The organism is Microvirga massiliensis (assembly GCF_001006805.1).
GTDB lineage: Bacteria > Pseudomonadota > Alphaproteobacteria > Rhizobiales > Beijerinckiaceae > Microvirga > Microvirga massiliensis.
This window is the reverse complement of the sequence record NZ_LN811353.1, coordinates 482,160-494,565: the sequence shown is the minus strand read 5'-3', so window position 1 is coordinate 494,565 and position 12,406 is coordinate 482,160. Positions and strand designations below refer to the sequence as shown.

Annotated in this window: 14 protein-coding genes and 1 pseudogene; 9 read left to right on the top strand and 6 right to left on the bottom strand. The window is 62.9% G+C overall.

The features are described 5' to 3' along the window. Positions 1-179: 179 nt before the first annotated feature. Positions 180-671: a GreA/GreB family elongation factor gene (locus BN1233_RS14855; RefSeq protein WP_063776707.1), complete on the top strand. Its 492-nt coding sequence runs from the start codon at positions 180-182 to the stop codon at positions 669-671. A gap of 205 nt (positions 672-876) precedes the next feature. Beyond that, positions 877-1,212: an RbsD/FucU family protein gene (locus BN1233_RS14850; protein ID WP_342341648.1), complete on the top strand. Its 336-nt coding sequence runs from the start codon at positions 877-879 to the stop codon at positions 1,210-1,212. A gap of 95 nt (positions 1,213-1,307) precedes the next feature. Here the strand turns inward: BN1233_RS14850 and BN1233_RS14845 are convergent, their stop codons facing one another. The 3 genes from BN1233_RS14845 to BN1233_RS14835 all read right to left on the bottom strand — a co-directional run bounded on the left by BN1233_RS14845 (position 1,308) and on the right by BN1233_RS14835 (position 4,186). Further along, positions 1,308-2,324, bottom strand: a complete 1,017-nt coding sequence (locus tag BN1233_RS14845) for a sugar-binding protein (protein WP_046864324.1) — start codon at positions 2,322-2,324, stop codon at positions 1,308-1,310. 32 nt (positions 2,325-2,356) lie between these two features. Next, complete coding sequence (locus tag BN1233_RS14840; RefSeq protein WP_046864323.1) at positions 2,357-3,382, bottom strand: ABC transporter permease; 1,026 nt, start codon at positions 3,380-3,382, stop codon at positions 2,357-2,359. 63 nt (positions 3,383-3,445) lie between these two features. Next, entirely contained in the window at positions 3,446-4,186 is a 741-nt protein-coding gene (locus tag BN1233_RS14835; RefSeq protein WP_046864322.1) for an ATP-binding cassette domain-containing protein, read from the bottom strand. A gap of 137 nt (positions 4,187-4,323) precedes the next feature. Here BN1233_RS14835 and BN1233_RS14830 point away from each other — a divergent pair, with 137 nt between their 5' ends. Together BN1233_RS14830 and BN1233_RS14825 are read left to right on the top strand one after the other, a co-directional pair. Continuing rightward, positions 4,324-5,265, top strand: coding sequence for an amidohydrolase family protein (locus BN1233_RS14830; protein ID WP_244470913.1), 942 nt, complete (start codon positions 4,324-4,326; stop codon positions 5,263-5,265). A 195-nt stretch (positions 5,266-5,460) separates the two neighbouring features. Beyond that, a pseudogene (locus tag BN1233_RS14825) lies at positions 5,461-6,593 on the top strand (MFS transporter). A 122-nt stretch (positions 6,594-6,715) separates the two neighbouring features. Here BN1233_RS14825 and BN1233_RS14820 read toward each other — a convergent pair. From BN1233_RS14820 to BN1233_RS14810, 3 genes are all read right to left on the bottom strand, one after another. Further along, positions 6,716-7,771, bottom strand: a complete 1,056-nt coding sequence (locus tag BN1233_RS14820; RefSeq protein WP_046864321.1) for a malate/lactate/ureidoglycolate dehydrogenase — start codon at positions 7,769-7,771, stop codon at positions 6,716-6,718. 226 nt (positions 7,772-7,997) lie between these two features. After that, the gene (locus tag BN1233_RS14815) at positions 7,998-8,387 is read right to left on the bottom strand and encodes a response regulator (protein WP_046864585.1); all 390 of its coding nucleotides are present in this window, start codon (positions 8,385-8,387) and stop codon (positions 7,998-8,000) included. A 227-nt stretch (positions 8,388-8,614) separates the two neighbouring features. Continuing rightward, positions 8,615-9,085 carry a Ros/MucR family transcriptional regulator gene (locus tag BN1233_RS14810; protein ID WP_046864320.1) on the bottom strand — a complete coding sequence of 157 codons (471 nt, stop codon included), beginning with the start codon at positions 9,083-9,085 and terminating at the stop codon, positions 8,615-8,617. A 505-nt stretch (positions 9,086-9,590) separates the two neighbouring features. Between BN1233_RS14810 and BN1233_RS14805 the strand changes: the two genes are divergently transcribed. The 5 genes from BN1233_RS14805 to BN1233_RS46890 all read left to right on the top strand — a co-directional run. After that, a complete protein-coding gene (locus tag BN1233_RS14805; protein ID WP_074078302.1) occupies positions 9,591-10,616 on the top strand; it encodes a methionine synthase in 1,026 nt (341 codons plus the stop codon). 161 nt (positions 10,617-10,777) lie between these two features. After that, complete coding sequence (locus BN1233_RS14800) at positions 10,778-11,152, top strand: hypothetical protein (RefSeq protein WP_046864318.1); 375 nt, start codon at positions 10,778-10,780, stop codon at positions 11,150-11,152. Further along, positions 11,149-11,418, top strand: a complete 270-nt coding sequence (locus tag BN1233_RS14795) for a DUF5985 family protein (RefSeq protein WP_046864317.1) — start codon at positions 11,149-11,151, stop codon at positions 11,416-11,418. Before BN1233_RS14800 ends, BN1233_RS14795 begins: the two co-directional genes overlap by 4 nt. 1 nt (position 11,419) lies before the next feature. Further along, positions 11,420-11,698 carry a DUF5985 family protein gene (locus BN1233_RS14790; protein WP_046864316.1) on the top strand — a complete coding sequence of 93 codons (279 nt, stop codon included), beginning with the start codon at positions 11,420-11,422 and terminating at the stop codon, positions 11,696-11,698. Between the two features lie 549 nt (positions 11,699-12,247). Further along, on the top strand, positions 12,248-12,406 hold a 159-nt coding region (locus BN1233_RS46890), incomplete at its 3' end, for an alpha-amylase family glycosyl hydrolase (protein ID WP_244470915.1).

The window sequence follows — 12,406 nt, the reverse complement described above, 5'->3', positions numbered from 1 at the left end:
GGGATTTTCCCCTGTACCGCGTTGCGCCCAGAGCCCTCTCTTGAAATCCCAGCGCATCACCGAGGTCTCCATGCGGGTGACGAGATATCTCCGGAGTTCGGACGATTGCCGCAGCATAGATGGCCTTGTGTATTTGCCTGACCTGCACAGGCTGAGTTCCCTGGAGCGAGGAGAAGCCCATGACCATGCATCACGCTCTTCCGCCGATTACCATTTCCACCTACGACTACAACAGGCTGATGCTGACGGCGTTTGTGACCGAGCACCCGCACAAGCCCCAAGCCAACTTCCTGCTGTCCGAGTTGCGGCGCGCGACGCTTTGCCGGGCCGACGAGTTGCCGGACGACGTCATCTCGACCAATTGCCGCGTCATCTACCGGATCGATGACGAGGACAAAACTCATGCCCGCCTTCTGGTACATCCCGAGGACTTGAAATGGCCCGGTGCAGAGATCTGTGTCACGACACCCCTCGGCACGGCTCTTCTCGGCCTGCGGATCGGAGACGAAATGCCTTACAGCGCAGGCGAAGGGGCGCCAGATCACAAAGTGCGCGTAGAGGGTATGGGACTCCGCTTTCTCGACGATGCGCTTGCTTGGAGAGTTCTACCAGCCACCGATTCTGAGATCCGCCTCAGCCCCGTTCGAATGATCCGCAAGCTGGATGGCTGAGGCAAGAATCTGAAATCGGTGCTACCGCCCTCACTCGCGCGCGACCTCTCCCGTCGGGGAAGTGATGTGCGAGCGCCGCCCTCCTCGCCCCTCCCCTGGCGAGAAAAGTCGCGCACGACCGTGATGAAAACGGCGCCATGCTCAAGGACATCGATCCGATCCTGTCTCCTGAGCATCCTGTGCTCGATAAGGTCACAGGGACGAAATCGTCATTGCGGATGCCAATTTCCCCTCAGCGTCCCTGGCACAGCGCCTGATCCGCCTGGACGGCCCGATGGCCACCGCGGTTGCGGATGCCGTGCTCGCGGTCATGCCCCTCGACGATTTCTCGCCGGAAGTGGCCGGGCGCATGGAAGTGGTTGGCGATCCGGAGGCCGAACAGCCAATCTTCGACGCGTTCCGTCGGATGATCGCGGATCGCGAGGGAACACGCTTTCACCTCGCCGCGCTCGAACGGTTCGCGTTCTACGAGCGTGCGCCTGGCGAGATACGCCTCTCCGACAACATCATTCTCAAGAAAGGAGTGATCCGTCCGGCCTGAACGGCGGCCTCCAGACCCGATGCACCCGGCGACCAGCTCCGCCTGCAACGAGCGCCCCGGTACATCTCGAGGGCGCTCGTTGCAGGCGGAACGGCTCAGGACCCGGAGCCGCCGATGCAGGTTGCGGCGTTCTGCGGCGTGCAGACATCAAGCCCCGTATAGGTCGGGTCTTTCGGAGGCGCCTTGCCGTCCTTGATGTCTTTCAGGAACAGCATGGTCTTATAGCCCATCTCGAACGGGCGCTGCCCGACCTGGCCCTTCGAGAGGCCGGCCTTCATGAGGTCCATCTGCACGGGCAAAGTATCGGCGACGACGAGCGCGAGCGATCCGTTCGCAATGCGCTCCTTGTACTTCTCGGCAACCCGCCGATAGGCCTGTGGGATGAATTGCGGGAACCCGCCGGTCGGCACGAAGGCGTCGAGAGTGGCGTTCTTGCCGAGGATGTCCTCCATCTGCTGCACGGCCCGGGGAAAATCGTCGTCGGTGTAGAGCGGGCAACCGTCGATCTCCGTCCAGCCATTCGTGCCGGAGAGCCGGTCGCCAGGGGCCGCGGCCGATTTCTTCCCCGAGAGCGTATCGCGAATGCCCTGCATGCGCTCGTTGTGGTTGGCCGCCGCCGCACCGCCCGACTGAATGCAGATCGTGCCGCCGTTCGGCTTCAGGCCCATGACGAACTTCGCGAGATTGACCCCGATCTCGTAATTGTAGGTGCCGACATAGGCGATGCGCAGCGCCTTGTCCTTGTCGAGAAGATCGGAGTCCCAGGTCAGCACGGGGATATTCGCGCGCTTGGCGGCCTCGAGCGCCCGTCCCATGGCGGCGGCATTTGCAGGTGAGACTGCGATCCCATCAACCCTCTTGGTGATCAGGTCATTGACGACCTGCACCTGCTCGTCACCGCCGCCATGCTCACCCGGGCCGATATAGACGCATTCAATTGCGCCCTGGAGTTCCTTCTCGGCTTTCTTGCACCCGTCCCGCGCCTGGTCGAAGAACGGGTTGTTCATGTTCTTCGGGACGAGCGCAAAGCTGTATTTCTTGCCCTGGGCCTGGGCACCCACGGCCGTCGCAAGCAATGCGGCGGCTGCAACGCCTATCATCAAGACCTTCATGGCTTTCCTCCTTGGGTAACCGCTCGGTCATTTCAGGCCGAACGTCTGCCGCGGATCCGCTGGAGCAGAACCGCCAACACGATGAAGAGACCGACGAAGGCGCCCTGCCAGTTGGCGTCGACGCCGGCCATCAAGAGCGAATTCCGGATCACCTCGATCAGCGCCGCGCCGACCACTGCCCCATAGGCGCCGCCGGCGCCGCCCATGAGGTCGGCGCCGCCGATCACCGTCGAGGCAATGACGCGCAGCTCGTAGCCCTGGCCGAGCGCATTGATGGCCGATCCCTGCCATCCGACGACCATGACGGACGCGATCGCCGCCGTGAGGCCCGAGACGATATAGGCCTGCATCTTGATGCGCCGCACAGGCACGCCGGTGAGGCGCGCAGCATTCTCGTTGCCGCCGATCGCATAAAGGTAATTGCCCCAGCCCGTGAAGTTGAAGATCACGCCGAACGCAAGCGCGAGCGCGATCAGCACCCAGACCGGATTCGCGATCCCGAGCACCGCGCCGCCGCCGATCTCAATGAAAGTGTCACCATACGGGCCAAACTCGTAGATCATCCGGTTACCGGAGAGCACGATCGCGAGTGATCGGGCGATCGACAGCATGCCGAGCGTGACGACGAAGCTCGGAAGACCGACATAGGCGACGAGAAATCCGTTCACGGCGCCTGCCAGTGCACCGGTGGCCAGACCCGCCGCGATGGCAGTCGCCCAATGATGTTGCCCCTGCAACAGCAATCCGCAGACGACGCCGACCAGCCCCATCAGCGATCCCACCGAGAGGTCGATTCCACCCGTCAGGATCACTGCGGTCATGCCGATCGCCATGATGCCGATGAAGGCGAAATTCCGGGTGATGTTGTAGAAATTGTCCGAACTCGCGAAGGCCTCCGGCTGATCGATCGTCATCGCGATGCAGATGATGAGTAGCGCCACGGTCACCCAGAAGGGCTGGCTCGACGAAAGCCTCTGGATCAGGCTTCGCTCCTTCAGGCCCGTCACGTCTTCGATTGCGACGCTGCTCTGGATCGTGGGGTTCGTGCTCGTCGTCATGGACCTTGCACAATGGATCAGGCGATGTGGATGGCTCCAGTGGTATTGAACCCGGGCGATCGATCAGGCGACATGAATGGCTCCGGTAATGAGACCGGTGACCTCCTCGGGAGACGTGTCGCGGACCGGCTTGTCCGCGACCTTGAGGCCGCGCCGCATCACGACCACCCGGTTGCAGACTTCGAACACGTCCGGCATGCGGTGGCTGATCAGAACGACGGCGATGCCCTGGTCGCGCAGGCGGCGGATCAGATCGAGTACCTCGGCGACTTGGCGGACCGAGATCGCCGCGGTGGGCTCGTCCATGAGAACGATCCGTGCCTCTGCGAGCCGGGTTCGCGCGATCGCCACGGCCTGCCGCTGCCCGCCCGACATCTGCTTGACGAGGTCCCGCGGACGGGTCTCGGACTTGAGCTCCTTAAACAGCTCCGCGACGCGGGCATACATCGCCGGATAGTCGAGCATTTTCAGGCCGCCGACGGAGCGCTTGAGCTCACGACCCAGGAAGACATTGGCGGCGGCTGTGAGATTGTCGCAGAGGGCTAGGTCCTGGTAGACGACCTCGATCCCCTCCGCGCGTGCATCGACCGGTTTGTGGAAGTGCTTCGCCTCTCCGTTCAGGCGGATCTCGCCTTCCGAGGGCCGGAAATTTCCCGCGATGACGCGAACGAGCGTGGACTTGCCGGCGCCGTTGTCGCCCATGAGACCGACGACCTCTCCGGCGGCAACCGAAAGGTCCACGCCCTTCAGCGCCTCGATTGCGCCGAAGTGCTTGGCGATCCCTCGAAGTTCGAGGAGCGCCATCGTTCCTCCCTCTTCGCCGCTCCGGTCCCGGGCCGGGCTCTCGTTAAGTCATGAGGATACAGGTCGCAGGGCTCCGGTAAAGCCCCCAATTCCAGCCCGGAAGGTTGAGGCTGACCGGAAAGGCGCTACGATGCGAAATGCCGCGGAAAGGCTCGTACGTGGACCGCGCGGGCCCCGGCTTCGGCGAAGCGGCACTGCGGGTCCCGCCGGCCCGCGCGATGGAGTTGCCCGTGCAGATCGATTCCCACCAGCATTTCTGGCAGATCGATCGCGGCGACTATCATTGGATGTCGCCCGGCCTGACGGAGCTCTATCGCGATTTCGGCCCTTCGAATCTGCAGCCGTTTCTCGCCCGCTACGGGATTGCGCAAACGATCCTCGTCCAGGCGGCACAAACCGTCGACGAGACGCGGTTCCTGCTCGACATCGCGAGGAGAGCTCCCTTCGTGGCCGGTGTCGTCGGCTGGGTGGATTTCGCCGATGCACATGGGGCTCGGATCATCGCGGATCTTGCGGAGGATGAACTCCTCGTCGGGTTGCGCCCGATGGTGCAGGATATTCCTGACGACGACTGGCTCGTGGGCTCGCGGCTCGCACCGGCCTTCCGTGCGCTCGTCAACCACGACCTCGTCTTCGACGCGCTCGTCTTTCCGCGGCATCTCTCCCGGCTTCTCGTCGTGGCCGACCGTCACCCGGACCTCATAATCGTCATCGACCACGGCGCAAAACCCCCAATCCGCGAGCACCGCCTCGATCCCTGGCGGGCCGACATGGCGGCCGTAGCCGCGCGAAGCAATATCGTCTCCAAGCTGTCCGGCCTGGTAACGGAGGCCGAACCCGGATGGACGATCGAGGATCTCCGCCCCTTCGTCGACCATCTCCTAAAGGTGTTCGGGCCCGGCCGTCTCCTGTGGGGGAGCGATTGGCCGGTCGTGAACCTCGCCGGCGGTTACGAGAGCTGGCGCGAGGCGACGGAGGTTCTGTTGGCACCTCTCACGCCAGCCGAACGTGAGGCTGTGCTCGGCGGTAACGCGAAGCGTGTCTATCTCTCGCGGCGCGGGAGATCGTCCAGCCCGTAGCGTTACCTGGAAGAGCGCCCGTACTGTCGCCCCGGAGGGGCGTTTCCTTCCCGATAGCTCTCATGCATCGCACGAGGTAAAGGTCTTATACCCTCTCTGAAGGACGCGCTCTTGAACACCCATCCAAGTGTAGTGAGCATCAGTATCGACTCGCCCTACTCCTGGTTCCGTCTGATCATCTCCCTCCTGATCAGTATGGTCGGCGGCGTCGGGATGTGGTCAGTCGTCGTGATCCTTCCCGCCGTTCAGGCCGAGTTCGGCGTCGGACGGTCGGAGGCGTCCTTTCCCTATACGCTCACGATGGTCGGATTCGCCTTCGGGGGCGTTCTCATGGGGCGGCTCGCCGACCGCTTCGGGATCCTGCTGCCACTCGCCCTCGGCGCGGCGACACTCTCGGCCGGCTATGTAATGTCGGCCTTTGTGACGAGCCTCTAGCAATTCGCGCTCATCCAGGGCCTCCTGATCGGCAGTTCGGCAACCTTCGGACCGCTCCTCGCCGATATCTCTCACTGGTCGAGCGCCGTCGCGGCATTGCCGTCGCGATCTGCGCATCCGGCAATTATCTGGCCGGCGCGATTTGGCCGCCGATCATCCAGCATTTCGCCGGCACGATCGGATGGCGGCAGACGCATATTTGGATCGGATTGTTCTGCGCTCTCACGATGCTGCCATTGGCTTATGCGCTTCGCCGCCGTTCACCCGCTCAGTCGATGGCAGTTGCCGTGCAGAACAGAGCCGGGACGGGCAGAGCGGATCTCGGCCTGTCGCCGGGTGCCCTGCTCGTCGTGGCCGGCCTCGCCTGCTGCGTCGCCATGTCGATGCCGCAGGTTCACATCGTCGCTTACTGCGCGGATCTCGGTTATGGCGTCGCGCGCGGCGCCGAAATGCTTTCGCTGATGCTGGATTTCGGCATCGTCAGCCGGGTGGCGTCCGGGTTCATCGCCGACCGCATCGGAGGCCTCGCCACGCTCCTCCTGGGGTCGGTACTGCAGGGAGCGGCCCTCCTCCTCTACCTCGCATTCGACGGGCTCGCGCCACTTTATGTGATCTCCGCACTCTTTGGTCTGTTTCAGGGCGGCATCGTCCCGAGCTACGCAATCATCGTGCGGGAGTATTTCGCGCCAGCCGAAGCAGGCGCCCGCGTCGGCCTCGTGATCACGGCGACCCTGTTCGGGATGGCGCTCGGCGGCTGGGGATCGGGTGTGATCTTCGATCTCACGGGATCCTACCAGGCCGCATTCCTGAACGGGCTTCTCTGGAGCCTGCTCAACGTGTCGATTGCCGCTTGGCTGCTCCAGCGTTCGCGAGCGCGCATGGCGCTCGCGTGATTATGCAGGCAATTCCGGTTGGCGAAGGGCGCGCGTGACTCTGGATGGCTTCGCCTTCGTGTCGCAAGGACGGCGAGGCGGCAAAAAGGGCTGTACGGAATTCGCCCTCGCGAGAAGCCAGGTCAAGAGTGATCGCCGGCTCCGAGATCAGCAATCCCGACCGATCGGGCCGCTTCCTCGATCTGTGCCCAGGTATTCACATCGACCGGGATTCCTTCGGCCCGGCGGGTCGCCAGCGTTGCCCGTTCCGGGTCGCCGGGCAGCCGAACCTCTTCTGAGGATGTCTTCGCCCAGCGGATGGCCTCTTCCATCTCGGCCCGGAAGGCCGATTCCGTCTGGAGGCGCTCCGGGGAGATGATCACCGTCAGCATGGAATTCAGAACCGCATCGCTCGGCCTCGGGCCCTTCTGCGTGCGGCCGCCCAGCAGCGCTGCCCCGAGCAGTTCGCAAGCCAGCGAGAGGCACCAGCCCTTATGCTCTCCGAGCGGCAGCAAAGCCCCACCGGGCTTGGCGAACAGGGCGCCCGGATCGGTCGTCGGCTCTCCGCTCGCGTCGAGCAGCGTTCCGGGCGGAACCGGGCGGCCGGCATTGTAGGCCACCCGGACCTTGCCCACCGCCCAGCGGCTCGTGGCGAAGTCGATGATGATCGGGGCCTCGCCCTCCCGCGGAATGCCGATCGCGATGGGGTTGGTGCCAAGCCGCGCGGAACGCCCGCCGAACGGTGCGACCGACGGATCGCTCACCACGTTGACGAAGTGCAGCGATATGAGACCCTCTGCCGTGCATTGCTCCGCGTATTGGCCGATGCGGCCGATGTGATGCGAGTTACGTAAGCCGACGAGGCAGAGGCCATCGCGCTGCGCCCGCTCGATCCCTCGTGCCATCGCGTCGTGCGCCAGGACCTGCCCGAAGCCCTGGTTGCCTTCAAAGAGGAGGATTGCGCCATGGTCGAGGACGGTCTCGAGCGCCGCGTCGGGGCGCAGCTCACCCGCGGCAATGTTGTGGATGTAGGTCGGGATCATCCCGATGCCGTGCGAGTCGTGGCCCGTCAGATTGGCGCGAACGAGATGGTCCGCCACCAGATCCGCCGCCGGGCTCGGGACGCCGGCGGCCAGGAAGATGGAATGGACGGCGTTCCGGAGATCACGCTCCGATACGATCTTGAATGCAAAGCTCATGGAAGGGGCTGTCCGTTCATCCCCGCGACACTGCGACGGGGCGGCTTGTTGAGGAATGAGACGCTCACGGAGATCCGTCATTCGTCCGTCCCGGCCGTGCATTGGTCCGGCCTGACCGACTCGCCGACAGGAGCGAGGCTCAGTTGCCCAAGAACTGCGAATGGACCCGCCGGTCAAGAGATCGGAGATCCATCTTTTTGCTCTGCGCCTAATCAAGACTCCGCTTTCAGCCCTCACCTCCGGCGCGCCGGGGCATCTCGGGCCTGAGCGACCTCCAGGGCGGACGTCGGAACAAGGCAACGATGTCCGGGATCCTGAAAGGCTTCCGGACGAAGTGGCTGTTCGGCACCGGACGCATCGGCACGTTTGGGAATCCGGTCACATAGATCACCGGGAGGTTCGGTGCCTCCTCGCGGAAGCATTCCGCGAGATCCCAGCCGTCGAGGCGCCCAGGAATGCAGATGTCGGTCAGGAGAACGTCCGGCCGGTCCTCCCGAAAACGCAGCAGAGCCTCTGATCCGCTCGCTGCCTGGGCCACCGTGAGCCCGAAATCCTTGAGGCCTTCCGCGAGCAGCTCCCGTAGGAACGCTTCATCCTCGACCAGCAGAATCCGCATGGGAATCTTCTCCAGGATCGCGGATTCATGCCCCGGAGTCTTTGACAAAGGCTGAACGAGGAAGCCGTCAGCAGAGAGCCGGGCCCGGAGGAACAGCTCCCACTCGGCAAAACCGGGCGTATCCGCTGATCCCGACGGAGCGGGCGCGAGCACTTCCGCTGGCGCAAAACGAGAACGCCGCCATTGATGGCGGCGCTCCGGGCGAATGATTGCAGAAAATTTGCCGGTCAGGCGACCTTCTTGGCGCGGCGCCCTTTGGTCGCGGCGGCAGCCGCCGGGGCCGCGGCGGCCTTGCGGCGCTGCTGGCCGAGCCCCATCGTCTTCGCGAGTTCCGAACGCGCCTTGGCGTAGTTCGGGGCAACCATCGGATAATCGAGCGGCAAGCCCCATTTCGCGCGATACTGCTCCGGCGTCATGCCGTAAGTCGTCCGAAGATGCCGCTTGAGCGACTTGAACTTCTTTCCATCCTCCAGGCAGATGATGAAGTCGGGCGTGACCGATTTCTTCACGGGAACAGCCGGCACCGGAGCTTCGGCAGGCTTATCGGCCTGTCCGGTAGCAGTTTTGGTCAAAGCCTGATGCACCGAGTTGATCAGCGCTGTGAGTTCAGACGTCGGAACGGAGTTGTTGCTCACATAGGCAGACACGATGTCGGCAGTAAGAGAGACGACGTCGATCTGATTGGCATTTTCATTCATTGATCAGTTTTCCCGTGCTGGCAACTCTGTTGTCGCTCCTGCTCCATGAGCTCTTATGGCTCAATATCGCAGTGCTTTGTCGAGGGCGCCCTTCTTGCACGCACCGCTTCGCTCGGCAAGACCTCGCAGGCGTGAAAAAACCGAAATGTCGTCAGCCGGCAAGACTTATTCACGTAAAACCCCTCGCACCGGAAGTCCCCCGGCTGTATCGGTGCGTGATTATAGTTTCGATTCACGCTCCATCGCATAGGCCAAATGGCCAGACGGCTCCTTTCGCTGACGCCACGAAGTATCGGAACGTCATTGCACCGCAAAAGGTCGCTGCGGGGTCACCCGCCACAACGGGCCCTGCGCGATCCGCGTGGTCCTGATCAATTCGGCCGGAAGAAAGAAAGTCAGTCGCACCTGTCCTTTTTGCGCTCGGGAGCATGCGGGAGTTGCGTTGTAACCCGGGAGACCTGAAAAAGAGCTTGCCCGCTTTCTTAAGAGATCAGGGATCACCACGATGCTTGAAACCACCATCGCCGGAAGTCTCCCAAAGCCCCGCTGGCTCGCCGAGCCCGAGCGTCTTTGGGCTCCCTGGATCCTCGAAGGAGCCATCCTCGAGCAGGCGAAGCTCGACGCAACGATCCTCGCGATCAAGCTTCAGGAGGATGCCGGGATCGACATCGTGAGCGACGGTGAGCAGGCCCGCGTCCACTTCGTCCACGGTTTTCTCGCCAATCTGGAGGGCATCGACTTCGCCAAGAAGACCGTGATGGGAATTCGAGCCGACCGCTACAAGGCGGAAGTCCCGACGGTCGTCGGCCCAGTCCGCCGGAAAGGTCCCGTGCATGCTGCTGAGGCCCTCACCGCCCGCGCCCACACCCGACGGAAACTGAAGTTCACCCTGCCGGGACCGATGACGATCGTTGATACGATTGCCGACGAACATTACGGCAGACGCGAAGACCTTGCCCTTGCATTCGCGGCAGCGCTGAACGAGGAGGCCCGCGAGCTCGAAGCGATAGGCATCGATGTCGTCCAGTTCGATGAACCCGCCTTCAATGTCTACATGCCCCAGGTTGCGGAATGGGGCATGGCGACTCTCGAGCAGGCCGCCGAAGGGCTCACCTGCAAGACGGCGATCCATATTTGTTACGGCTACGGCATCAGGGCCAATATCGACTGGAAGGAGACGCTCGGCGGCGAGTGGCGCCAGTACGAGGAGACTTTTCCCGTGATCGCCCGCAGCTCCATCGATCAGGTCTCGCTTGAGTGCCGGAACTCACATGTGCCGATCGATCTGATTCGGCTGCTCGATGGGAAGGACATCCTCGTGGGCGCCATCGATGTCGCAAGTAACGACGTGGAGAGCCCGGAGGACGTCGCAGCCACCATCCGTGCGGCTCTGCGCCATGTCGCTCCCGAGAAGCTGTTTCCCTGCACGAATTGCGGGATGGCGCCGATGAACCGGAATGTCGCCTACGGCAAGCTCGCCGCGCTCGCGCGGGGTGCGGAACTGGTTCGCCGAGAGCTGCGGAAGACCTGACGCAGATCGTGCCGCATGCCTGGCGGATCGACACCCGGATGAACTCACGCACGGCGCACTCATCTTAATCTGCACGGACGGGTTGAGTTTCCCGTCCTCATTCCCTAAGGAGATGCGCAGATCGTGAGAGCCAAGCGGCCGTGGCGTAAGGAAAGAGGGTTGTGATCGAGACGGAACTTCTCGATTTCATACAAAGTTCGTTCAAATCGATTTGGTCACTCGAGGTGCTCATTTTCCTCAAGCAGCACCCGGAACGATGGTGGGCGATCGACGAGCTCGTGCGCGAGCTTCGGGGCAGCGATCACGTCGTCACGCAAAGTCTCGCCATGCTCGAGGCAGCCGGGCTGATTGCAGCCGACAATGACGGAAAGGCTCGATATTCACCGGCAGCTCCGGACTTGAACCGTCTTGCAGATGCGAGCGAGCGCGCATACCGCGAGAGGCCCAGCTTAGTACGGCGCATGATTCTGACGGCTCCGAACGACAAGCTCCAGACCTTTGCCGATGCATTCCGATTCAAGAAAGACCAGGAATGAATCCGACCCTGCAGGCCTTCGTGTATACGCTGTGCCTCCTCACCAGCGCCGCATGCGCGGCGTTGCTCGTTCGACGCTATCTCGAGAGCCGTGCCCGGCTCCTTCTGTGGAGTGCCCTCTGCTTCGTGCTCCTGGCCGTCAATAACTTTTTCGTCGTTCTCGATGTGCTGATCATCCCGACCATTTCATTCGTTCCGGCGCGTCAGCTCGCATCGCTGAGCGCCGTCTCATTGCTGCTCTTCGGCTTCATCTGGGACACCGACTGACATGGAAGATCCGTCGATCGACGCCTTCATCTGGGGCATGATCACGATGGCCTATCTCATCGCGGGCCTGTTCTTTCTTCGTTTCTGGGCTCGCACGCGCGACGGCCTCTTCGCAGCCTTCGCGATCGCCTTCTGGCTCCTTGCCGCCAATCAGGGCCTCGTGGCGCTGACGGGCGGATCGCGCGAGGAACTGACCTGGTTCTACCTCCTGCGCCTCACGGCCTTCCTCGTGATCATCGGCGCAATCGTCTCGAAGAACCGGCGCGTTCGTGGCCGGTGAGCCCAGAAAGGATACGGACCGTCGACCGGGACATCCCGTTCTTGCGTGCCGCAGGCGAAGCGCTTCGTCCTGAGGGGGGCCTGGATTGCTTCACTGCGTTCGCAATGACGAAGAGGGCGTGAGAGCAGGAGGAACATTGCCAGAAACGGAGTGATGCCGGACGCACTTCCGTCATTGCGAGCCGAAGGCGCAACAATCCAGGAATCGTGCGCCGACATCTGGGCCGCTTCGCTGTGCTCATGACGTTCGAGAGGGCTACCTTCGACTATTGTCAAGCTTCTCAAGTCCCGGATCGCCTTCCCCGCCCGGGAGTGAAATCGGAACCGTCCTCTCGGACGCGTCGTTACGCCTCTGATCAACCCAAGAGGCGCCTCATGGAACGGAGCCCGCGAAGGCTCGAACGTCAACCCGTTGCCGTCGTAACCGGGGCCTCTGCCGGAGTAAGGCACGCGACGGCATTCACTTTGCCTCAGCGTGGCGGGGCTCGGATGGTTTTCGGCCCGAGCAAGATGCGTGCTGCAGGTTAAACGCGAACCGGAGAGGACAGCGATGACGCAAGTTGCCTGGTGGAAAAGGGGTGTCGTCTACCAGATCTATCCCCGCTCGTTTCAGGATACGAACGGAGACGGCGTCGGGGACCTGCGCGGCATCGTCGAGCGGCTCGACTATCTGAACTGGCTTGGCGTCGACGCCATCTGGATCTCGCCG